This is a genomic window from Ferruginibacter yonginensis (genome assembly GCF_042651465.1).
Lineage (GTDB): Bacteria > Bacteroidota > Bacteroidia > Chitinophagales > Chitinophagaceae > Ferruginibacter > Ferruginibacter yonginensis.
This window is the reverse complement of record NZ_JBHSCZ010000002.1, coordinates 714,795-736,496: the sequence shown is the minus strand read 5'-3', so window position 1 is coordinate 736,496 and position 21,702 is coordinate 714,795. Positions and strand designations below refer to the sequence as shown.

Genomic DNA, 21,702 nt, shown 5'->3' with positions numbered 1-21,702 from the left:
TTATTTTACACCATGCATCATTTTTTGTAACTTATTACTTAAAATAAATAGTATGAATGCAGCTAAACCTGATAAAGCTACAAATACCATAAAATATGTAAATAAGTCTTTAATTTCTATCCCTAAAAATACAGGTGCTTTAGGGTTCGTATTCCAAACTTCTAATTTCACCTCGTTATTCTTAGCATACATTTCATTTCTTAATATATAATAGGTGCTTGGTTCTTTTCCTTTACCAAAAATAAACTTAGGCTCTTTATCCCCATATTTCTCAAAAATCTTTTTAACTTTTTCTTCTGACATTTTTCCAGGAATAAAACGCTTCACTCTTACCGAATCAGTACCTACAATATTCGGCATTAAATCTGAGGTTGTAATTGACACTAAGGAGTCAACTTCTTTTGAATCGGCAGATTTTTTTACCAACTGTACATCCCATATACTATTTTGTGAAATATCTCTAACATTAGTTACACTATCCCAATTAACTGTAACACCGTTCATTTTTACATTTGAAGCTTCAAATTGTGCTGAAATATTTTGTTGTTCAGGATATAAAGAACTCATTGCACCAGCTAATTTATTACCAGTTGCAATAGCTAAAAACCACACTCCCATCATTAACGAAGTAAAACGCCCTGGTGTTAACTTATTTACCATCGATAACCCAATCGGACTCAAACATAGTTCACCTATAGTATGTAAAAAATAAAGGCCTGTCAACCAAATAATACTTGCTCCTGCGTTTGGAATATTCTTAGAACCAATAGCAATGAATAAAAACCCTAATGCTAAAAAGCCTAATCCGAATGATTGTTTGTAAGGTGCAGCAGGGTTTCGATGTTTCAGTTTTAACCAAATAATTGAAATTATAGGCGCTAACAATACTATGAAACCTGCATTAAAACTTTGGAAATAACTTGCTGGCATTTCCCAACCAAATATTTTTCTATTGGTTTGTTCATCAGCAAAGAAAGTAAGCGATGCCCCTGCTTGTTCAAAACACATCCAGAAAAACACTACAAAAATCATTATTAATATAATTACCCACAACCTATCTTTTTCAATTTTTGTTAATGATTTATCAGTAATTACAACAAATGGAGCTACTATAGTCATTCCATAAATCAACGAACCCCAAAAATCAACTTTTAAAATGAAGTACAAAATAGACATTACAACTGCGATACCACCAATTAAAATGGTAAGTTGTTGTGTGCTAAAACCACCTCCACTATTAGAAGCTTCATCAGAAGTAGTTTTATCATTTAACTTGTTTGCAGTAACACCTAACTGTGTACCGTCAGGTGCCACAACGTATTTATCTTTCGTTAAATAAAATATTACCAACCCCACTAGCATACCTACTCCAGCAGAAAAGAAGCCCCATTTAAAATCAACATTTTCGCCTAAATAACCACAAATTAAAGGAGCAAAAAAAGCACCTGCATTAATACCCATGTAAAAAATTGAGTAAGCCCCATCTTTTCGTACATCACCTTCTGGGTAAAGTTGACCTACCATTGTTGAAATATTAGGCTTAAAAAAACCATTACCGAATATTAAAAAACCCAAACCAGCCCATAAAAATAATAGTGATGAACCTGAACCTTGTGGTAATGAAGCGCAAGTAAATAATAAGAACTGACCTATTGCCATTAATATGCCACCTACGAAAATGGACTTTCTATTTCCCCAATATCTATCTGCAACATAGCCACCAATCAGTGGCGTTAAATAAACCAGCCCTGTATAGGTTCCATAAATATTTGATGCATACGATTTATTGAAGAACAAATACTTCGTCATAAAAAGTATGAAAATTGCTCTCATACCATAATAACTAAAACGTTCCCAAAATTCAGTTGCAAACAATACATAAAGGCCTTTTGGATGTCCTTTTTGTGCCTGTTGTTCCATCATAATTGCTTTTTTAATTCGGTAGTATTAATAAATGAATAGCCAAAATAAGCAAAACTTTTTACTAAACAACAATTCATTCATGCACCAAAGTCTTTAACAAATAAAATCTTTTAGTGAAGTTTTATCAAAAAGGATTGATTTCACTTATTACTATTTATTTTCGCTGCATCCTAAAAACCACAAAAATTTAAATTGAATGAATATTCTTATCATCGGATCAGGCGGTAGAGAACATGCTTTTGCATGGAAATTAAAACAAAGTCCACTTTGCAATAACCTCTACATTGCGCCTGGTAATGCTGGTACAGCAAGTTGTGGCACTAACCTACAAATTGCAGTAGCCGATTTTGAAGCTATAAAAACCGCTGCCCTACAACACCATATTGATTTAATTTTAGTAGGACCAGAAGAGCCATTGGTAAAAGGCATTACTGATTTTTTTGAAAACGACCCTACTACCGCTCATATTCATGTAATTGGCCCCCATAAAGAAACCGCACAATTAGAAGGCAGTAAAGCTTATGCTAAAAGTTTTATGAACCGCCACCAAATACCTACTGCTGCTTACAAAGAATTTACCGCTGATGATTTTGATGCAGGAGTTACATATTTACAACAACACCAATACCCTGTTGTACTGAAGGCCGACGGATTGGCTGCAGGCAAAGGTGTACTTATTTGTAACAATATGATGGAAGCCCGTTCTGAATTTGAATTGATGCTCATGCGTTCTAAATTTGGTGAGGCTGGTAAAAAAGTAGTCATTGAAGATTTTTTAGAAGGTATTGAAATGAGTGTTTTTGTATTAACCGATGGTAAAAATTATGTAATACTACCTGAGGCGAAAGATTATAAACGCATTGGCGAAGGCGATACAGGCCTCAATACTGGGGGTATGGGCGCTGTAAGCCCAGTACCTATTTTAACTGAACAACTTCAACAAAAAATTACCGAACGCATCATCAAACCCACCATTAATGGTTTACAAAAAGATGGCTTAAAATACAAAGGTTTTATTTTTATTGGTTTGATGATTGACCGTAACAACGACCCTCATGTAATTGAATACAACTGCCGCATGGGCGACCCTGAAACAGAAGTAGTAATACCACGTTTACAAAACGATTTTGTAAGCTTACTCACCGCAACAGCTACTCAAACTTTACATAACATTACAATTGAAACCGATGCTAGAGCTGCTGTAGGCATGGTGGCTGTAAGCGGTGGCTACCCTGGCGATTATAATAAAGGGCTAACAATAAATGGCCTACAACAATACAACATACCTGAAAGTGTATTGTTTCACTCGGGCACTACATTTAACCAGCACAACCAAATCATTACCAATGGTGGCAGGGTGTTAGTAGCTGTTTCATTTGGCGATAACATCAAAGAAGCTGCCGAACAATCTGAATATTTATTACAACAAATTCATTTTGATGATATGTATTTTAGAACTGATATTGGTTACGAATTCAAATAAAAAACATCATAGCAACATTGTTTACAACGGTTGATTCTTTAAGTAAAATAAATAAAGGAAAATATTAACAAGTTGTATTACTAAACATATTAGCAAACCTTTATCAATAAAGGCTTTCACGTTTTTAAATTCTTAAAAAATATTTTATAAAAATCGTATTTGTATATTGTTAAATGAATATTTTATGTCAACTTTGTCGGCATCCTTTACGTATACTACTTTACACATAAAAAATGGGCATCTTTAATTTTTTTACGCAAGAAATTGCAATAGATCTTGGAACCGCAAATACCTTAATTATTCATAACGACGAAGTAGTGGTGAACGAACCATCAATCGTTGCTCTTGATAGAAATAATCCAAAACTTTTATTAGCCGTGGGCAAAAAGGCATTAATGATGCACGAAAAAACCCACGAAAGTATCAGAACCGTAAGACCATTACGTGACGGTGTTATTGCAGATTTTAACGCTGCAGAGCTCATGATTAGGGAGCTTATTAAAATGGTGTATCCCAAAAAACCATTAATTGCTCCAAGTTGGCGAATGATGATTTGTATACCGAGTAGCATTACCGAAGTAGAAAAACGTGCCGTAAGAGACAGTGCTGAACAAGCAGGTGCTAAAGAAGTATATTTAATACACGAACCAATGGCCGCTGCATTGGGTATCGGTATTGATGTGGAAGAACCAGTAGGTAATATGATTATTGATATAGGTGGTGGTACTACCGGTATTACCGTTATTGCCCTTGCTGGTATTGTATGCGACCAAAGTATTCGTGTAGCTGGTGATGAATTTACTGCCGATATAATGGAAGCCCTACGCCGTTACCACAGCTTATTAATTGGTGAGCGTACTGCTGAACAAATTAAAATTCAAGTAGGTGCTGCCATGAAAGATTTAGATAACCCACCAGATGATATTCCAGTAAATGGTAGAGATTTGGTTACCGGTATACCAAAACAAGTAATGGTAAGCTACCAAGAGGTAGCAGATGCTTTAGATAAAAGCGTTTTCAAAATTGAAGAAGCTATTTTAAAAGCATTAGAAACTACACCACCAGAGCTTGCCGCTGATATTTACCGCCGAGGCTTATACTTAACCGGTGGTGGCGCCTTGTTAAGAGGGCTAGATAAGCGTATTTCTGCAAAAATTAAATTACCAGTACACGTTGCTGATGATCCACTAAAAAGTGTTGTAAGAGGAACAGGTATTGCCCTCAAAAATTATGATAGGTATCCATTTGTAATGCGATAAATTATTACTCCAAGTGATACAACAACGTATCACTTGGTTTTCTTGTTCAACATTTTTGATTTTTTATTAGTTAACAGGTGCGTAACATTTTTTTATTTATACGGCGCTACTCCAACTTACTATTATTCCTGTTTTTGCAGGCGTTCTCCATTTATTTAATCGCATCTTACAGCAAATATCATGAAGCGGTGTTAGGCAGCACCATGAACAAATTAACCGGCAGCATTAATAAACGTTACAATAAAGTTGAATACTATTTTCAATTAGTTCGTACCAACGATTCGCTGGTGAAGGCCAATGAAGCCTTGTATAACAAATTACGCAGCAACTATAATATTCCTGATTCGGTTGATAAAATTGTAATTGATACCTTAAAAATCGATTCGATTACTCAGTACCGAAAATTCAAATACCTCAATGCTAAAGTAGTAGCCAATAGTGTATCATCTCAAAGCAACTATATTGTAGTTACAGGACCCAATGTAAAATACTTTAAAAAAGATATGGGTATTGTAGGCGTTAATAACGATGCCATTGGTGTGGTTACTGCTGTAGATGGTGATTATGCAGTAGTTATGAGCTTGTTACATAAAGATAGTAAGCTGAGTGGTAAACTATTAAAAACTGGTGAAACTGGCACCATTAGTTGGAACGGTGAACAACCCAATATTTTAACCTTAAGTAACATACCTAAAAGTGCTAAAATAAATAAAGGCGATACTGTTATTACCAGTGGGTTTAGTGCCAAATTTCCTAAAGGTATTTACATGGGTAGAATAACAGATTTTAAACCCGAAACGAGCAACAACAATTTTAAAATCACGTTAAAATCTGCTGCAGATTTTTATAGTGTTGAATATGTATATGGTATTGAAAGTGTTGATGCAGCACCCATTAAAAATGCAATTGAAAAAGCAAAAACAGTTATAAACTAATATGAGTACCCTCGTCAAAAATATATTAAGGGCTGTACTGTTTATATTGGTACAAGTTTTTGTGCTTGATAAAATTCATTTACACCAAATGGTTACACCCTACATTTATTTTTTATTTGTGCTGTGGTTGCCATTTAAAATGAACCGCTCATGGTTAATGGTTATTGCGTTTGTATATGGCTTTATTGTTGATAGTTTTAGCCATAACCCTGGTTTTCATGCTGCAGCTTGTGTATTAATAGCATATATAAGGCCTTTTTTAGTAAATATATTTATACCACAAGAAGGTGCTGATGCTAACTTTGAAGAACCTTCTATTAAAAGTATGGGTGGTTTAATACCCTACCTAATTTTTATGAGTGTGCTAAGTTTATTTCATAACGCTTGGTTATTTTTATTAGAAGCTTGGCAGTTTGGTAATATTTGGTATTTCTTAATCAAAACTATTTTATCAACTACCATTAGTATTTTCTTAATAGTTATTGCCGAATTATTATTTGTTCGTAAACAAAAATTTAGAACCAATACGGTTTAACATCTAACCCAAAAAATAGCACTAAAAAATATTCAAATACTATTTAATTAATAACATACAATGCCTGCCTTTCACCAATCAAGAAAAAATGTAGTAATGCTGGTGTTCGTTGCTATGTTTTTAGTGATCATAGCACAATTAGCCCACCTTCAACTTTTTTCAAGCGACTTACGATTACAGGCAGATGCACAAGGTACTTTTAGAAAAGTAATTTACCCTGATAGAGGTATTGTGTACGACCGGCATAAAAACCCTATTTTACAAAATACCATCATTTACGATCTAATGCTAACGCCCAATAAATTGAAAGGCGTTGATACTTTTGCACTTTGTAAAATTTTAAATATAGATACTGCTCAATTTAACAAACGTGTTATTGAGCTCATCATAAAAAATGGTAGGGCACGAGCCTCTATTTTTGAACCACTGCTTAGTGAAGATAAAATGGCGATGATTAATGAAAGTATGTACCAATTTGCGCCTGCCTTTTATTTACAAGAACGCTCCATAAGAAGTTATCCTTACAATGCTGCCGCCAACGTATTGGGGTACACTGCAGAAGTAGATACCAACTTTTTAAAAAACCACCCCAATGAAGGTTACACCGCTGGCGATTATGCAGGGCGTACAGGTATTGAACGTACCTACGAAAAAGTGTTGATGGGCGAACGTGGTATTGAATACTGGAAACGTGATAATAAAAACAGACTCACCGAAAAATTAGAAAATGGCAAGTATGATACCATGCCTAAAGCTGGTCAAAATTTATACACCACTTTAGATATGGAGTTACAAGAGTTGGGTGAAAAATTAATGGAAAATAAGTTAGGTAGTATTGTTGCTATTGACCCCAAAACTGGCGGTATATTAGCAATGGTAAGTGCCCCCACCTACAAGCCTACTTTTTTAACTGGTAAAGATCGTAAAAAACATATTGCAGAATTATTGCTCAACCCTGCTTTACCACTATTGAACAGAACGGTAAGTGCAACCTACTCACCAGGCTCTACTTTTAAAACATTACAAGCTTTGGTTGGTTTACACGAAGGTGTAATTGACCCTAACTTTAGCGTAAGTTGTGGTGGTGCTTTTTATGGCTGTGGTAGTGGTAAGCCAATGAAGTGTTTAGACTTTGGTACATTTAATTTACGCAGTGCCATCACAGTATCTGACAATACTTACTTTGCTACCGTAATGCAAAAAGTAATTAATAACCCAAAGTACCCAAATGTTGATAGTAGTTTGGCTGCATGGGACCGATACATGTATGCTTTTGGTTTAGGCCATAAATTAGGGGTAGATGTACCTTCTGAAAAAAGAGGCAACATACCCACACCTGCTTATTTTAACGATCCTAAACGTTTTGGACCAGGTAATTGGAATTACTGTAGCTTCCGCTCTGTAAGTATTGGCCAAGGTGAGGTAGATGTTACGCCCATACAAGTAGCCAATGAAATGTGCTACATAGCAAACAAAGGTTGGTACATAACCCCACACATTGTTGATTCAATTGAAGGTGGTGATAAATATGACATACTTAGCCAGTATAGAAAACACCATCAGCCTATCGATATACCTGATAGTATTTTTGATGTAGTACATGATGGTATGCAAGGCGTATTAGAAAGAGGTACTGGTGGTGGCGCAAGGGTAAAAGGCATTAACATTTGTGGTAAAACAGGTACCGTTGAAAACTATTTTAGAGGCGTTAAGCAAGAGAACCACTCTTTCTTTTGTGCATTTGCACCAAGAGAAAACCCTAAAATTGCAATTATGTGTGTGGTTGAAAATAGTGGTCGCTTTGGTGGTACTTATGCCGCACCTATTGTAGGCTTAATGATTGAAAAATATTTAAATGACTCTATTGTTGATAAAGGCAGGTTAGCCCAAGTTGAAAAATTACAAAATACCAAATTGATACCAAAGCGTATTTATGCTGAAATGCGTAAGCAAGATTCATTGCGCCATTCAAAAGACTCTGCCTATTTATTAGCGAATGGTTATATAAAAATAATTAGAGATACTACTGAAATTAGTGATGATGGTAAAGATGATGATGCTATTTCAAAAATGATCAAAGAGAAAGATTCAAAAAATAAGAAAGATAGTAACGATCAAAAAAAACCAATGAGCACAGAAGCCATTTTACCAAACGATAAAAAGAAATCCAGCATAGCTGACTCCATTACTAAAGTTGATAATTAACATACATGTACCAACGCAACGCATCTATCACAAAAAGTACTGATAAATTATTGATATGGCTTTATGCTATCATTATTATCATTGGGTTAGTGTGTATTTTTTCTGTTGAGTATAAAAGCACCGATAATTTTACGCAAACCTTGTTAGGCTTCAAAAAAAATTACAGTAAACAATTGTTCTTTTTTGGCGGATGTTGTGTGCTAGCCACTTTCATTTTACTAACTGATAGTAAGTTTTTTACTGCCACGGCCAACCTATCTTACCTAATTGGTATTGTACTTATTTTAGCAACTTTTGTAATTGGTAAAGAAATTAAAGGTTCAAAAAGTTGGATACCACTTGGGTTTATGAACCTACAACCAGTAGAGCTATGTAAAATATTTACAGCACTGGCACTATCCAAATTTTTATCGTTGCAAGATACAGACTTCAGCAAACCGAAGTCGCAATTAATTGCAGCTGCTATTGCTTTTGCCCCTGCCGCTTTATCGATTTTACAAGGTGAAACAGGACTAGCACTCGTATATTTTGCCTTTTTAATACCAATGTACCGTGAAGGTTTACCTGCAGGCTATTTAATAGCTGGCTTTGCTATGGCTGTATTACTAGTTGTGTCGTTACTATTCACCACCAAAACTTTGCTTATTGCTTTTACAGTGTTAGCGGCTTTACTAATTTGGCTTAACCGAAAACAATTTAGGCGCAACAAAAACTTATTGGTAACCATTATTGCAGGCTGGCTCTTTTGTGCTGCTTTTGTTGGTTTGGCTATACCTTTTGCATTTAATCATGTTTTTAAAAAATATCAAGCTGACAGAATTTTTAGTATGGTTGGTGTTGATAACCCTTTTGCTGATAAAACAGCAACCCTATCGTTAGATGAAGAAAAAGAAAAACAGAAAAAGAGTGATCAACAAAACTATAACGTAAAACAATCAAAAATTGCTATTGGCTCCGGAGGCTTTGCTGGTAAAGGTTTTTTAAAAGGTACACAAACCCAAGGCGATTTTGTACCCGAACAACACACTGATTTTATATTTACATCAGTAGGTGAAAATTTTGGCTTTTGGGGTACTACCATTTTAATGCTATTGTATTTAGCCATGTTGTTACGCATAGTAATTATTGCTGAACGACAACGCAGTACTTTTAGTAGAGTGTACGCTTACAGTGTTGCAGGTATATTGTTTTTTCATGTGGCAGTAAATGTTTGCGTAACCATTGGGTTAGCACCCGTTATTGGCATTACACTACCTTTAATGAGCTATGGCGGCTCATCATTAATAACCTTTACTATTTTGTTTTTCATTTTAATTAAGCTAGATGCTGATAGGCAAATGGTATTAAGGTAACTACACAAAAAATAAATTATTACAATGAAAATAATACCGTTGAGTGAAGGTGCCTTTACAATTGATAAAACCAAAGTATTTGTACCATTCAATAAAGAAACCGATGATTTACAACAAAGAGCTATTGGTAGTTTGTTGGTAGAAGTGCAACCATTTGCCATCATCACTCAAAAAGATATTATCGTAATTGATACTGGTTTAGGATTTTCAAATCGTGATGGCATTTTGCAAATACACCAAAACTTAATTGATAATGGTATTGACCCATTAGATGTAACAAAGGTTTTATTGAGTCATTTACATAAAGACCATTCTGGCGGTGTTGCTAAAGAAGATGCTGTGTTGCAACATCAATTTTTAAGTTTTCCGCAAGCAACCTATTATGTTAACAAACAAGAATTTGAATTTGCAACTACCGTTGGTAGTGCATCATATACACCTAAAGAGTTTGCATTATTATCAGAAAAAGAAAATGTAGTTTTCACAGAAGGTAATGGTGTTATTGATGATTACATTCGCTATGAAGTTACTGGAGCTCACTGCCCTTACCACCAGGCATTTTGGATAGAAGAAAGTGGAGCAACAATTTTTTTTGGTGGCGATGTAGCGCCGCAATTACAACAAATGAAAAGTAGGTTTATTGCTAAGTACGATTTTGATGGTAAAAAGTGTATGGAATTACGCCAACAATGGTGGGAGCAAGGGCAGCAACAACACTGGACCTTTTTATTTTACCACGATATTAAAACACCATACGTTATTTTATAACAAAAAGCACTTTCGTTGGAAAGTGCTTTTTGTTTGATTGATATTTTTATTTTGATAAACTTCTTCGTCTGCCGCCCAACCCTTGGTTACCTGCTGGTGGCTTATTTTGTAAACGTTGTTGGCGCAATTGTTTTAAACGTTCTACCATTTTTTTTCTAAACTCTCCATCTTGCTTATAAAAATTATTGCTGCGTTCGTTACCCAATATTTTATTAAACCCACTCACATACTTTTTCTTTACGTTAAGTATGGCTTGTTGCCTATCTATTTCATCCATATTATTGTCATTAATACTACGCAACTCAGCGTCGTATTGAGCATGTAAAGGCCAAAATTTTTCTGCCTCACCTGATGTTAAACTTAACTGTTGTGTTATGTAAGCAACATACAAAGCTTTAATTTTTTCTTCTCTTTTAGGGTTTGCTGCACCATCGCCGGCTCCTACTTGCGCCAAGCTGGTAAAACTGGTAATAAAAAATGTGAGGTATAATAAAAAGTATTTCATGTTTATATATTTTAAAATAGCATTTTAAAAAAGGCTATTGATAACTAGTTTTTTAAATTGTTTTCTTGTAAATATTTGTCTAAAGTATTTTCATCTAACAGATAGTCAGTAGCTTCTGGCAATGCGGCATCGTCCGTTGATGATGCTACTAAAGCAGCCGTTACATCTTGCCCATTTTGTTGCAAATACTGTTCAATTTCTTTATCAGTGATGTTGGCTAAGGCTTCGTCAAAATTATTGTTAGCAATGATTGCATTACCAGATTGTACAATAGCGGCAGTAGCATTAGCTGAAGGCATATTTGTATTAGTTGTTTTAGTAGAAAAAATATTTAAAGCCGTAACACTCAATACACCTGCAATAACAGCCGCAGCTGCATATTTAAAAAAGTGATTGGCTTTTTTAATAGATACTACTTTTGCTGGCTTTACTACCATTGGCTGAATGGTATTTTCAAAATACCCCTGCGGCACTTGGTACATATTTCGTTTACCAATATTGGCAACTATTGGTGCAATTGCAGCAGTTTCATGGTACACTTCCGTTGTATTTGCAGCTGGTGTATTGTTGGTATTTTCAAAATAACCCTGCGGTACTTGGTATATATTTTGGTTACCAATGCCAGCTACTATAGGAGCTATATTTTTTGTTTCTTCAACCACATCATCTTCCAAAGTAGCCATTTTAATTTTTTGCATAATGTTGATAGGGAGCTGTTCAAAATAACCATCAGGCACTTTAAATTGTGCAGCGGTAGTTTTAGAAGCATCAACCATCAATCTAGCTTTAAATTGAGGCAAAATTGTTTCAAAATACCCGGTAGGTACTTCATAACAACGGTGCTTTGGTACGTTTTGTAACGCACTATTTAATGATTGTAATTCTTGTAATATATCGTTTTCGTTATTCATCCTATTTATTGACCCTTTATGCGCCAATACGTTTAATTATTTAAAATATAATCTTCTATTTTTTTTACAGCATGGTGGTAGCTTGCTTTTAAAGCACCTTCACTGGTTTCGAGTACCGTACTCATTTCGTTGTAAGGCATTTCTTCAAAATAACGCAAGTTAAAAACGGCCTTTTGTTTTTCGGGTAGTTGTTGAATGGCTAATTGTAGTTTCCATTCTAATTTATTACCATCAAAATTACTATCAGCTTTTACTTTGTTACTTAAACCAGTATCTTCATCACTCATTGAAACTGTACTACGCCTTTTTTGTTGTTCTAAAAAAGTAAGACTTTCATTCGTTGCAATTCTGTATAACCAAGTGTATAGCTGACTATCTTCTCTAAAATTTTCAAGTCCTTTCCAGGCTTTTACAAACATATTTTGTAAAACATCATTAGCATCTTCATGCCCTACTACCATTCGCCTAATATGCCAATACAATTTTTCCTGATACTTTTTTAAAATAGCAGTAAAAGCTCTTTCTTTAGTAGCCTCATTTTTAAATTGGAGCAGCAGCTCCATATCTTCTTGTAATATTGCCATAAATAGCACTTGTTTGTAAAGGAAACAACAAATGTAAGACCATAAACAAAAGCATTCGTTTAAAACGCTGTAACAATTTTAGGCTAGATTTTATGGAATGTTGTTATGAATGCATCACAATAAAAAATTATATCATGAAAAAAATTTTGCTAGGCCTATTTGCAACGGGTTTATTAAATGTTGCCATAGCACAAACAGCTGATGCAGTAAAGTTTACGCCACCTGTTATTAAGAAGAACAAAAAAATTAAACCTGTACCACCTAAGCCACCAACGCCACCAAAAATGGAAGAAGTAGCACCACCACCGCCTCCTCCGCCGCCGCCACCAAAAGCTCAAAAAGCACCGCCACCGCCACCGCCACCACCACCACCTGCCAGCAAAAAAAAATCTAGTTCGGTTGGTGGCTTATAAACACATAAAAAAAGAGCATGGTGATTATTACCATGCTCTTTTTTATATAGAAGTTTGTTTACATTAACGAATGTTGTAAATGTATTCGTTGTTTAAAAACTGCTTTTTTATTTCATTTAAGTCATGCAGAATGGTAGCGTCCACTAAAGTACCGCCTACTTCTAGTTTAAAACCACCAATTAATTCTTCTTTAACAGCTGTTTGTAGTTCAATAGAGTAATTGCTATTGCCTTTTACTTTCTGCACAATGTTTTGCTTAATATCATCGCTAACCGGTACAGCAGTTGTGAGTTTCACTGTTTGAATATTATTGAGCTTATTATATTGCTCAATAAATGCAGTGGTAATTTCTGGCAAATTACTTTCACGGTGCTTGCTCGTTAACAATGTAATAAATAAGTTCGTTATTTGGCTAACATTAGCACCTGCCACGGCATTAATAATGCTGTTCTTTTTATCTGATGTGATGATTGGGCTTCTTAAAAGCGTTACAAAGTCGGGGTTAGATAAACAGATTCTGTGCAAATATTTCATATCGGCATAAACCGTATCCAATTGATGTTGTTCAACTGAAAGATCTAACAAACTTTTTGCGTACCTAGCCGCTAATCGAGGATTATTCATACATTCAAATTATTGCCATTGTAATGTATACAATAGCTACGTTGAAATACTAGTTCAATTTAATTTCTTGAGAAAGTTGGTTAATATAACTTTCTTGATCTTGCTTGTTAGCCAATTCTCTTCTCAATACTTTTTCACTTACTTCAATAACCAATTTACCTACTTGGTTTTTAATATCAGTGATCGCTGCCATTTTTTGGTGCTGAATAGCTGCATTTGCTTCTTCTAAAATTTTAGCCGCTTGTGCTTTCGCTTCTTCTTTAGCTTCAGCAATCATTTTATCTTTAGTTGCTTTCGCTTCTTTAATTAAAGTAGCTCTTTCTTCACGGGCTGCCATTAACAACGTTTCGTTTTCGTTTTTAATTTGAGCCATTTCAGCCTTTACTTTTTCAGCAGAAGCAATAGCATCGGCAATAGTGGTTTCTCTTTCATCTAAACTTTTCAAAATAGGCTTCCATGCAAATTTTGAAAGGATGATGAGTACCAATACAAACGCAATAAGCGTCCAAATAATTAACCCGAGGTGTGGTAATAACAATTCCATTTATAAATGTATTAATTATTGATATAAAGTGTTGTAGTAGCCTACTTACCATAAACAGTAAGTAGTACCGTACATTTTTTAATTGTAAAAAATACTGCATCTGCCGCCCTTTGCTTTAGATGCAGTAAAATTTGGTGTCAATTAAGATTTCAATACCGCCAACAAACCTGCAATTACGGCGAAAAGGGCAACACCCTCAACGAACGCAGCTGTTAAGATCATGTTTGCACGGATATCGTTAGATGCTTCTGGTTGACGAGCAATAGATTCTACTGCACTTTTACCAATTTGACCGATACCAATACCAGCACCAATTGCTGATAAACCTGCACCGATGGCACCACCGAAATGTGAATAACCTAATTGTACTTCTGCTAACAAAGTCATCAAACTCATGATACTTGTGTTTTATATGTGAAAAAAAAAATTAAATACTGTTTTGAGTTGTAATCATTTTAAATAATTACTGCATCTGCATGGCCATCAACATCATCATGCCCACCTTCAAAAGCCTGCCCAATAAATACTGCTGTTAAATTGGTAAAAATGAATGCTTGAATAAATGCCACCATTAATTCAATAAAGTATATGAACACTGTAAACAAAATAGAGATTGGCGAAAAACCCCAGCCAGCTACTTTTGTCATAGCGCCAAAAATAAAAATCAATGAAATAAAGCTTAAAATAATAATGTGCCCAGCCACCATATTGGCGAACAAACGAATAATTAACGATGCTGGTTTAATTAACAACACCCCTAACAATTCAATAGGCATTAAAATTATTTTTACAAAGAACGGAACACCTGGAGGCCAGAAGATATGCGCCCAAAAATGACTATTGGTGCTCAATAAAATAACAACCAATGATAACACCCCTAACACGGCAGTAAAAGCAGTATTACCCGTTACGTTAGCCGAACCTGGTATTAAACCAAATAAGTTATTAATTAAAATGAAAAAGAAAACCGTTAACAAATACGGCATGTATTTCAACCATTTTTTACCAAGGTTTGGTTTAGCCACTTCATCTCTTACGAAAGTTATAACTGGCTCTACTGCATTTTGCCAACCCTTAGGTGCAGATGTTACACCAATACCTTTTTTATATTTTTTAGCGATACCCGCCATTAACAATACTAATACGAGTAATGCAATAAACATTTGCACAACGTTTTTAGTCAATGAAAAGTCGTATACAGCAGAACCATCTTCAGCAACTATATCTTTTGCTTCGTTCATTTTGTAGCCATTGTAAGCTAACTCACCTTCATGACCAAATTGTGATGATGAAAAAACAGCTAACCCCTTTGTAGGGCTATATAAAATTACAGGCAATGGAACAGTAGCATGAAAATGACCAACGGTAAAGAAATGAAACTCATGTGCATCCTTAATGTGATCCATTATAATTTTAGCTGGCTCCAATTTTTCTTCTTTATGTTCACCTGCTGTTTCATGTGCTGGCTCTTGCGCCAATACAACAGTGGTACTTAATAGTAAAAATAGGCTGAAAGCCGCTGCCAATAACGATTTGATGCTCTTTGTTGCCATATACATCCTCAATTTTGCCGCAAAGATAAGGGCGAATGCCGTAAAATGAAAAAAAAGGGCTTAAAATGTTGGCTTTTGTTACTAATAAAAAAGCATTTATGCTTAATTGTTACTAACCGCAGGTAAATCTACCTGTAGCGGAAATTCGCCGCCTTTTAAAGCACCATAAATACTCGTAAGTACGTTATAATCATCTTCAATCCAATTACCGGTACTACTTCCTTTATAACGTTTACTCTTTTTTAAATAGGTATTGTACATTTCGTAAGCAGTTAAAGCTTGATTTTTGTTATAGAAGCAATTTTGCCAGCTTGCCGGTATGTTATCAACTGCACAAATACCAATACCTCCATCGTATATTTTTAAAATACCTTCTGAAAACTCAAAAGAAACCCTCTGCAATTTTTTATCGTTGGCTGTTTTTAAAATGTAAGCAATATGTTTAAAGTAGTTGCCCAACCTTAACTGTAATGCTGCAGGCGATTCTGGTTTTAAAGGTTTCATTCGCCATTCGTTGTTAGTGCTCCAATAGGGTTCTTCTTTAAAATCGTTTCCGAGTGGGGCTTCGTTTACAAATTTTAAAAAAAGATTGTTTTTTTTATCTTGAATTAATAAAAATGATCTTTCAGCATTTTGATCATACTGATATTTTAAAGAATCAATAGTTTGACGATTATTTAAAATAAGCGTTTTAGCTTGTTTGTCACTTTTAAAATTACCAGCTGTATAGCCATTAGAACCTGTTATTAAGGTGTATGTTTCATCAGGAAAAAAAGACAATAACATACCCATTTGTACCAATTGATTAAGTTCTGCTTTTTCTAACAGTGCATCGTCACTGCTCGATTTGATGGCGCTTAAACGCCTCACATCTGCTAAACGCCATGTACCTAAAATAGTTTTTTTAGCTAAAGGTATATTCACTGTTGGTGAAGATGGTGCTTGTTTGGGAGTTTGTTGTTTACATGCTATTATTGATAGCAAAGCAATAATTACAGTGAATTGCAAAACGCTTTTCATAAGTGTACCTAAATATTTGTAATGTATTAAAAGGTAAAACAAAGATGGCAATTTTTATAATACGAAGGCTTGAAAAAAATCAATATTAAATGAAAGAAAATTATATCTGTAGTGTTTCATTCATAAATGCACACAATAGTTACATTTGCAAAAGGTTTACAATAATAACCATTACTAACGCTTCTTCACTCATATTTTATGAAATACAAATGCCTCATTGTTGATGATAACATGTTGGATTTAGATGCATTGCAAATGTATTTATCAAAAATTGACACCATTGAATTGGTAGCTACCTGTAACGATGGCTTAGAAGTAAGCAAAATATTACAAGAAAAAGAAATTGACATCATTTTCAGCGATATTGACATGCCTGAAATTTCTGGCCTAGCATTATTACAAAGTTTACGTAACCCACCGGTATTTATTTTTGTAAGTGCATTTGCAGAGCATGCTGCTGAAAGCTACAATTTAGACGTTATCGATTTTATTGTTAAGCCTGTAAAATTAGATCGGTTGCTGAAAGCCACTAATAAAGCTATTGAATATATTGAGTTAAAAAAGAGTAACGCAGCCAACACCAATAACTCAATAACAAATAACAGTATTGAAAATAATATCAACAAAGAAGATGATTATTTTTTTATTAAAGAAAATCAAGGTTTAATAAAAATTAATTTTGATGATGTTATTTACATTGAAAGTATGGGCAACTTCAGTAAAATTCATACCATACAACAAAAAAAACATTTGATACTAATAGGGTTAAAAAGTATTGAAACACAATTGCCAACTACGCAGTTTTTACGTATTCACAAACAATACGTAATTAATTTAAAACACATTGTATCATTATCAAATAACAATGATATACATTTAACCGACAACAATACAGTGCCTTTAAGTGCCGTGTACAAACCAATTTTAATGGAGGTTATTAATGATAAAATCATCAACAGAATTATTTAATTTTTCTTAGGTAGCCATATTGTAAATAACATACCCTTGCTGTTATTTTGTGCTGAAATAGTACCCTGCATTTGCTCAACAAAAGTTTTACAAAGCAACAAACCTAAACCAGTGCCTTTTTCATTGGCAGTACCTCTTTTACTTTCTGCTGGCTGTTGGTTATTTTCATTAAAAGCAGCTAATTGTGCAGCGGCCATTCCTGTACCTTCATCTTTCACAAAAATGTTATACCCATCAATTTGCTCAGTTAGTTGAATGGTTATATGTTCATTTTTTGTACAATATTTAATAGCATTGCTTATTAGGTTACGTAAAATAGCAGCCGTCATATTTTTATCAGCATAAATGGTTTGCTGTTCAAGTACTTCATTTTTTACAACTACCTGCTTTTGTGTTATGTGGTGTTGTAATGCAACAATAATTTCATTGACCAAACTGTGTAATATTACAGGCTCTTTTACAGGTTTAAACCCTTGCATTTGCGATACCGCCCAATTCAACAAATTATTCATTAATGATGAGGTATAGCTCAAACTTTTTCGCAACTCTTTTGAATATACTGCTAGCTTTTCTTGTGGAATGTTTCCATCATCTAAAATATCGATAAACGACATAAGTGAACTTAAAGGTGCCCTCATATCATGACTTACGATGCTGAAAATTTTATCTTTTACATTACTTAATTGCTCTAACGAAGCTTTTTGTTGATTAATGATTTTATTTAACCGAACCGTTTTTCGTTGGTTGTAATAAATAAATGCAGTGAATAACAATGCTAAGCCTACTAATAAAATTAATAACCATTTTATTTTACTATCAAACGTAATTTGAAGTTGTTGTTCGGCAATGCGTTTGTCACGTACTTCTTTATCAAACTTTGCTTGTAAACTATTTTTTTGAATAGTAGCCGCTTGCAATGATTTTTCATTTTCTAATCTTGCCTGCTCTTGCAGGTAAGTAAGGCGCTGTACATCTTTTTCCTTTTCTGTAAGCAATAATTGTTGCTTATTCAATAATAAGGCTTGTTGCTGCTGTTGTGCCAATAAAACTTGCTGCTTTAATTTTTCATCAGTTAATTGTTGGTTTAACTTATAATCATGTTCTTTTAATGCAAAATCAATTTGCAATTGCCTACGGGTAATATCTTTCTCTTTTTCTGCATTAAAAATTTGCTCTTTTACAGCTATATATTGTTGAAAATAAATGTAGGCACTATCAAACATATTTGCCTTTTCGTAAGCTTTGTGTAATTTATCAAGCGTTGCTTGTTTAAGTATAAGCAAGTTATTTTTTTGAGCAATATTTAAAGCCTGTAACAAATAAACTATGCCTTGCTGTATATTATTGTTACTTGCATAAAAGCCACCTAATGATGAAAGTATATTGCCTTTATCTTCCACATTATTATCAGTGCTTGATAATTTGTATGATTTTAAATAGTTATCGAGTGCTAATGATTTTTTTCCAAATATTTCAGCAGCATTGCCTAAGTCTCTGTAACAATTTGCAACGAGCTCATCATCTTTCATAGCAATTGCAACATTTAAAGCCTTGGTTAAATTCTCTAAACAAAATTGCTCTCGTTGCTGCTGCGAAATACCAATAACTGCAATACTGCTAGCATCAGCATCTAAATAAGTATTACCCAATTGCGAATAAGCTACATAAGTGCCGTAGTTAATGCCATTTTCTTCAGTTAAAAAAGTTGCTAATGCTTTTTTTGTATATTCAACAGCTTTATCGGTCTGTTTTAAATTACCATAAATAATACCAAAGTTCATGTAACAACTACTCAAATTATTCAGTTGATTGCTTTTGATATAATTGTTGATGGCTTGTTCATTGGCTTCCAATGATTTTGCATAATCACCTACAGAAATAAACAGTGCACTCTTACCTAAATAAATACCTGCAATTTCGGCAACATCATTACGTTGCTTACAAACTTCCATTTGCAAATCATAATACTTTAAAGCCTCAATAAATTTTGATTTACCTTGATAGCAAAGGGCTAAGCGCCTGTATACATCACTTAAAATATAAGTACGTGGCAGTTTTTTAGCTACTTCTGCAGCTTCATTACCATAACGCTCAACATTATTAAAATCATTCAACCGAGTATAAGCCCTAAAAATTCGTACTAAGTGTGAAACTTTTACAGAGTCGTTACGAGTGTATTGTGCATTCACTTGCAGCAAACTATCAATATTAACTACCTGTGCCGATGTAGTTATTGTATAGAATAATAAAAAAGCTAGTAAATGGTATCTCATAAATGCGTTGAACAATACTGTAAATATACTTTATAAAAACAGCAATAGCTATAGGAAAATACCCATAGCCATTGCTGTTAAAACGTAGCTATAAACAGTTTATTGTAAAGCCATTTGAATTTCGCTGTATAATAAACCGCTACCGCCGCCCCAATGTTGCAATACTTTTATGTGCTGTTGTAAACTAGTTGCAGCATTTTTAACGATGCTTTCATCTGCACTACTGAGCCCATTACAAAGTAGCACTAAGTTAAAAGTATGTTGTTGCAACATAGTAATAGCTTGTGTTGTGTCAGCAGCGCCCATTCCCTGCCATTGCTCATTTTGATTGATAAGCCTTACCACCACTTCTAATATTTCAGCATGGGTACCCACTGCTAAAATCTTTATTTTACTCATATATCAATATTAAAAGAGCCCTTAAAAATAAGCTTGTGTTAAGCTTGCTTAATAAGCTGTATTTCACTCATAATTTTTACATCTTCACTAACCAATACACCGCCAGTTTCTAATGCCGCATTCCAAGTAAGACCAAAATCGGTTCTATTGATTTTTCCATTAATTGTAAAACCAGCCTTGGTATTACCATACATATCTTTTGTAACGCCGCCAAATTCAACACTTAACACCACTGGCTTTGTAATACCTTTTATGGTTAAATCGCCATGTAAATTGTAACTACCATCATGATCCACATCATCCGCTTTTTTTGCAACAAAGTTGATGGTAGGATATTGTGCTGCATCAAAAAAATCGGCACTCACTAAATGTGCATCTCTTTGTGTATTGTTGGTATTAATAGAGTTTACTTGCGCACTAAATGAAATAGCGGCTTTGGTAAAATCTTCTTCTTCAGTAGTAGCATTGATATCAAACAAATTAAAACTACCGCTAACGTTGGTAATCATTAAATGTTTAATTTTAAATTGAATGTCGCTGTGTGTAGGGTCTAATGCCCAAGTAGTAGTTGCCATAATTGTATGTTTTTAATATGATTAATTTTTTGATGATTGTTCAATTTTCATAGGAACTTCCATGAGTAAAAATTCTGCATCAGTAGCAGCAGTGATGGTTACTTCATTTACACCCCACACACCATAACCATCTCTAGTTTGCAATAATTGGTCATTTACTTTTACATCGCCTTTTAAATTAAAGATGTATAAGCCGTTACCATTTTGTTTAAAAGTGTACGTTTGTGCAACACCGGCATCAAAATTACCTAAATGAAACCATGCGTTTTGATGTATCCATACGCCTTCGTCATTTTCGTTGGGCGATAATATTTGTTGTAGTTTGTTATGACGATCAGCCAAGTTCAATGTTATTTGATCGTACCTCGGTGTAACGTTGCGTTTGTTGGGGTATATCCAAATTTGTAAAAACTTTACTTTATTAGCGGTGTTTTTATTGTACTCACTGTGAAAAATACCCGTACCTGCACTCATTACCTGTATATCGCCATTTTTAATGGTAGCTACATTGTTCATGCTATCTTTATGCTCTAAATCGCCTTCAAGTGGTATAGAAATAATTTCCATATTATCGTGTGGGTGCCTATCAAAACCCATTCCTCCATCTACCGTATCATCATTCAACACCCTCAATACGCCAAAATTCATACGCTCTGGGTTGTGGTAATGACCAAAACTAAAAGTATGGTAACTTTGTAACCAACCAAAATTTGCAGTGCCTCTTGTATCGGCTTTGTGAAAAACAGTATTTTCCATGATGTTATTTTTTTAGTGTTTAAACATCAACCTATTAATGATTGACAATGCAAAGATGCGTTGAAAGTACAGCGCTTTCCAATAACATAGATTAAGAAATACTATTAATGTAGGTT

22 protein-coding genes are annotated in these 21,702 nt (G+C 34.3%); 9 read left to right on the top strand and 13 right to left on the bottom strand.

The window, feature by feature from the left end; all coding sequences use genetic code 11:
• Nucleotides 1-1,923, bottom strand: coding sequence for a peptide MFS transporter (locus ACFOWM_RS10440; protein WP_379709673.1), 1,923 nt, complete (start codon nt 1,921-1,923; stop codon nt 1-3).
• Nucleotides 1,924-2,119: 196 nt separating this feature from the next.
• Here ACFOWM_RS10440 and purD point away from each other — a divergent pair, with 196 nt between their 5' ends.
• From purD to ACFOWM_RS10405, 7 genes are all read left to right on the top strand, one after another.
• Nucleotides 2,120-3,406 carry a phosphoribosylamine--glycine ligase gene (purD, locus tag ACFOWM_RS10435; RefSeq protein WP_379709671.1) on the top strand — a complete coding sequence of 429 codons (1,287 nt, stop codon included), beginning with the start codon at nt 2,120-2,122 and terminating at the stop codon, nt 3,404-3,406.
• 233 nt (nt 3,407-3,639) lie between these two features.
• Nucleotides 3,640-4,665: a rod shape-determining protein gene (locus ACFOWM_RS10430; protein ID WP_379709669.1), complete on the top strand. Its 1,026-nt coding sequence runs from the start codon at nt 3,640-3,642 to the stop codon at nt 4,663-4,665.
• A gap of 134 nt (nt 4,666-4,799) precedes the next feature.
• Complete coding sequence (gene mreC, locus ACFOWM_RS10425) at nt 4,800-5,600, top strand: rod shape-determining protein MreC (RefSeq protein WP_379709667.1); 801 nt, start codon at nt 4,800-4,802, stop codon at nt 5,598-5,600.
• Nucleotide 5,601: 1 nt separating this feature from the next.
• Nucleotides 5,602-6,135 (top strand): rod shape-determining protein MreD, encoded by a 534-nt coding sequence (locus ACFOWM_RS10420; protein ID WP_379709665.1) that lies wholly within the window; start codon nt 5,602-5,604, stop codon nt 6,133-6,135.
• 96 nt (nt 6,136-6,231) lie between these two features.
• Nucleotides 6,232-8,340 carry a peptidoglycan D,D-transpeptidase FtsI family protein gene (locus tag ACFOWM_RS10415; RefSeq protein ID WP_379709663.1) on the top strand — a complete coding sequence of 703 codons (2,109 nt, stop codon included), beginning with the start codon at nt 6,232-6,234 and terminating at the stop codon, nt 8,338-8,340.
• A gap of 5 nt (nt 8,341-8,345) precedes the next feature.
• A complete protein-coding gene (gene rodA / locus ACFOWM_RS10410; protein WP_379709661.1) occupies nt 8,346-9,692 on the top strand; it encodes a rod shape-determining protein RodA in 1,347 nt (448 codons plus the stop codon).
• Between the two features lie 24 nt (nt 9,693-9,716).
• Nucleotides 9,717-10,460, top strand: coding sequence for an MBL fold metallo-hydrolase (locus ACFOWM_RS10405; protein ID WP_379709659.1), 744 nt, complete (start codon nt 9,717-9,719; stop codon nt 10,458-10,460).
• 46 nt (nt 10,461-10,506) lie between these two features.
• Here the strand turns inward: ACFOWM_RS10405 and ACFOWM_RS10400 are convergent, their stop codons facing one another.
• The 3 genes from ACFOWM_RS10400 to ACFOWM_RS10390 are packed head-to-tail and all read right to left on the bottom strand — an operon-like array spanning nt 10,507 to nt 12,460.
• Nucleotides 10,507-10,965 (bottom strand): hypothetical protein, encoded by a 459-nt coding sequence (locus ACFOWM_RS10400; protein ID WP_379709657.1) that lies wholly within the window; start codon nt 10,963-10,965, stop codon nt 10,507-10,509.
• Nucleotides 10,966-11,009: 44 nt separating this feature from the next.
• Nucleotides 11,010-11,876: a hypothetical protein gene (locus tag ACFOWM_RS10395; RefSeq protein ID WP_379709655.1), complete on the bottom strand. Its 867-nt coding sequence runs from the start codon at nt 11,874-11,876 to the stop codon at nt 11,010-11,012.
• A 32-nt stretch (nt 11,877-11,908) separates the two neighbouring features.
• Nucleotides 11,909-12,460 carry an RNA polymerase sigma factor gene (locus tag ACFOWM_RS10390; protein ID WP_379709653.1) on the bottom strand — a complete coding sequence of 184 codons (552 nt, stop codon included), beginning with the start codon at nt 12,458-12,460 and terminating at the stop codon, nt 11,909-11,911.
• Between the two features lie 134 nt (nt 12,461-12,594).
• On the opposite strand from ACFOWM_RS10390, the gene ACFOWM_RS10385 reads away from it, so the two are divergent.
• A complete protein-coding gene (locus tag ACFOWM_RS10385; RefSeq protein WP_379709651.1) occupies nt 12,595-12,873 on the top strand; it encodes a hypothetical protein in 279 nt (92 codons plus the stop codon).
• Nucleotides 12,874-12,936: 63 nt separating this feature from the next.
• On the opposite strand, the gene atpH is transcribed toward ACFOWM_RS10385, so the two are convergent.
• The 5 genes from atpH to ACFOWM_RS10360 all read right to left on the bottom strand — a co-directional run bounded on the left by atpH (nt 12,937) and on the right by ACFOWM_RS10360 (nt 16,614).
• Nucleotides 12,937-13,497 (bottom strand): ATP synthase F1 subunit delta, encoded by a 561-nt coding sequence (gene atpH, locus ACFOWM_RS10380; protein ID WP_379709649.1) that lies wholly within the window; start codon nt 13,495-13,497, stop codon nt 12,937-12,939.
• A 49-nt stretch (nt 13,498-13,546) separates the two neighbouring features.
• Nucleotides 13,547-14,041, bottom strand: coding sequence for a F0F1 ATP synthase subunit B (gene atpF / locus ACFOWM_RS10375; RefSeq protein WP_379709646.1), 495 nt, complete (start codon nt 14,039-14,041; stop codon nt 13,547-13,549).
• 141 nt (nt 14,042-14,182) lie between these two features.
• Nucleotides 14,183-14,437 (bottom strand): ATP synthase F0 subunit C, encoded by a 255-nt coding sequence (gene atpE, locus ACFOWM_RS10370; RefSeq protein WP_379709644.1) that lies wholly within the window; start codon nt 14,435-14,437, stop codon nt 14,183-14,185.
• A gap of 59 nt (nt 14,438-14,496) precedes the next feature.
• Nucleotides 14,497-15,594 (bottom strand): F0F1 ATP synthase subunit A, encoded by a 1,098-nt coding sequence (atpB, locus tag ACFOWM_RS10365; protein ID WP_379709642.1) that lies wholly within the window; start codon nt 15,592-15,594, stop codon nt 14,497-14,499.
• Between the two features lie 102 nt (nt 15,595-15,696).
• Nucleotides 15,697-16,614, bottom strand: a complete 918-nt coding sequence (locus ACFOWM_RS10360) for a hypothetical protein (protein WP_379709639.1) — start codon at nt 16,612-16,614, stop codon at nt 15,697-15,699.
• 198 nt (nt 16,615-16,812) lie between these two features.
• Here ACFOWM_RS10360 and ACFOWM_RS10355 point away from each other — a divergent pair, with 198 nt between their 5' ends.
• Nucleotides 16,813-17,583 (top strand): LytR/AlgR family response regulator transcription factor, encoded by a 771-nt coding sequence (locus ACFOWM_RS10355; protein ID WP_379709636.1) that lies wholly within the window; start codon nt 16,813-16,815, stop codon nt 17,581-17,583.
• Here ACFOWM_RS10355 and ACFOWM_RS10350 read toward each other — a convergent pair.
• The 4 genes from ACFOWM_RS10350 to ACFOWM_RS10335 all read right to left on the bottom strand — a co-directional run bounded on the left by ACFOWM_RS10350 (nt 17,580) and on the right by ACFOWM_RS10335 (nt 21,586).
• Nucleotides 17,580-19,856, bottom strand: a complete 2,277-nt coding sequence (locus ACFOWM_RS10350) for a tetratricopeptide repeat-containing sensor histidine kinase (protein WP_379709634.1) — start codon at nt 19,854-19,856, stop codon at nt 17,580-17,582. The two genes, ACFOWM_RS10355 and ACFOWM_RS10350, sit on opposite strands and share 4 nt — an antisense overlap.
• A 99-nt stretch (nt 19,857-19,955) precedes the next feature.
• A complete protein-coding gene (locus ACFOWM_RS10345) occupies nt 19,956-20,255 on the bottom strand; it encodes a hypothetical protein (RefSeq protein ID WP_379709632.1) in 300 nt (99 codons plus the stop codon).
• A gap of 38 nt (nt 20,256-20,293) precedes the next feature.
• Nucleotides 20,294-20,830 (bottom strand): YceI family protein, encoded by a 537-nt coding sequence (locus ACFOWM_RS10340; protein ID WP_379709629.1) that lies wholly within the window; start codon nt 20,828-20,830, stop codon nt 20,294-20,296.
• 21 nt (nt 20,831-20,851) lie between these two features.
• Nucleotides 20,852-21,586: a pirin family protein gene (locus ACFOWM_RS10335; RefSeq protein ID WP_379709627.1), complete on the bottom strand. Its 735-nt coding sequence runs from the start codon at nt 21,584-21,586 to the stop codon at nt 20,852-20,854.
• Nucleotides 21,587-21,702: the final 116 nt, after the last annotated feature.

What these genes read in the sequence shown, in the direction of transcription:
- ACFOWM_RS10440 (WP_379709673.1), bottom strand. Translation starts at nt 1,923, where the DNA reads ATGATGGAACAACAGGCACAAAAAGGACATCCAAAAGGCCTTTATGTA.
- purD (WP_379709671.1), top strand. Translation starts at nt 2,120, where the DNA reads ATGAATATTCTTATCATCGGATCAGGCGGTAGAGAACATGCTTTTGCA.
- ACFOWM_RS10430 (WP_379709669.1), top strand. Translation starts at nt 3,640, where the DNA reads ATGGGCATCTTTAATTTTTTTACGCAAGAAATTGCAATAGATCTTGGA.
- ACFOWM_RS10420 (WP_379709665.1), top strand. Translation starts at nt 5,602, where the DNA reads ATGAGTACCCTCGTCAAAAATATATTAAGGGCTGTACTGTTTATATTG.
- ACFOWM_RS10415 (WP_379709663.1), top strand. Translation starts at nt 6,232, where the DNA reads ATGCTGGTGTTCGTTGCTATGTTTTTAGTGATCATAGCACAATTAGCC.
- rodA (WP_379709661.1), top strand. Translation starts at nt 8,346, where the DNA reads ATGTACCAACGCAACGCATCTATCACAAAAAGTACTGATAAATTATTG.
- ACFOWM_RS10405 (WP_379709659.1), top strand. Translation starts at nt 9,717, where the DNA reads ATGAAAATAATACCGTTGAGTGAAGGTGCCTTTACAATTGATAAAACC.
- ACFOWM_RS10400 (WP_379709657.1), bottom strand. Translation starts at nt 10,965, where the DNA reads ATGAAATACTTTTTATTATACCTCACATTTTTTATTACCAGTTTTACC.
- ACFOWM_RS10395 (WP_379709655.1), bottom strand. Translation starts at nt 11,876, where the DNA reads ATGAATAACGAAAACGATATATTACAAGAATTACAATCATTAAATAGT.
- ACFOWM_RS10390 (WP_379709653.1), bottom strand. Translation starts at nt 12,460, where the DNA reads ATGGCAATATTACAAGAAGATATGGAGCTGCTGCTCCAATTTAAAAAT.
- ACFOWM_RS10385 (WP_379709651.1), top strand. Translation starts at nt 12,595, where the DNA reads ATGAAAAAAATTTTGCTAGGCCTATTTGCAACGGGTTTATTAAATGTT.
- atpH (WP_379709649.1), bottom strand. Translation starts at nt 13,497, where the DNA reads ATGAATAATCCTCGATTAGCGGCTAGGTACGCAAAAAGTTTGTTAGAT.
- atpF (WP_379709646.1), bottom strand. Translation starts at nt 14,041, where the DNA reads ATGGAATTGTTATTACCACACCTCGGGTTAATTATTTGGACGCTTATT.
- atpE (WP_379709644.1), bottom strand. Translation starts at nt 14,437, where the DNA reads ATGAGTTTGATGACTTTGTTAGCAGAAGTACAATTAGGTTATTCACAT.
- atpB (WP_379709642.1), bottom strand. Translation starts at nt 15,594, where the DNA reads ATGGCAACAAAGAGCATCAAATCGTTATTGGCAGCGGCTTTCAGCCTA.
- ACFOWM_RS10360 (WP_379709639.1), bottom strand. Translation starts at nt 16,614, where the DNA reads ATGAAAAGCGTTTTGCAATTCACTGTAATTATTGCTTTGCTATCAATA.
- ACFOWM_RS10355 (WP_379709636.1), top strand. Translation starts at nt 16,813, where the DNA reads ATGAAATACAAATGCCTCATTGTTGATGATAACATGTTGGATTTAGAT.
- ACFOWM_RS10350 (WP_379709634.1), bottom strand. Translation starts at nt 19,856, where the DNA reads ATGAGATACCATTTACTAGCTTTTTTATTATTCTATACAATAACTACA.
- ACFOWM_RS10345 (WP_379709632.1), bottom strand. Translation starts at nt 20,255, where the DNA reads ATGAGTAAAATAAAGATTTTAGCAGTGGGTACCCATGCTGAAATATTA.
- ACFOWM_RS10340 (WP_379709629.1), bottom strand. Translation starts at nt 20,830, where the DNA reads ATGGCAACTACTACTTGGGCATTAGACCCTACACACAGCGACATTCAA.
- ACFOWM_RS10335 (WP_379709627.1), bottom strand. Translation starts at nt 21,586, where the DNA reads ATGGAAAATACTGTTTTTCACAAAGCCGATACAAGAGGCACTGCAAAT.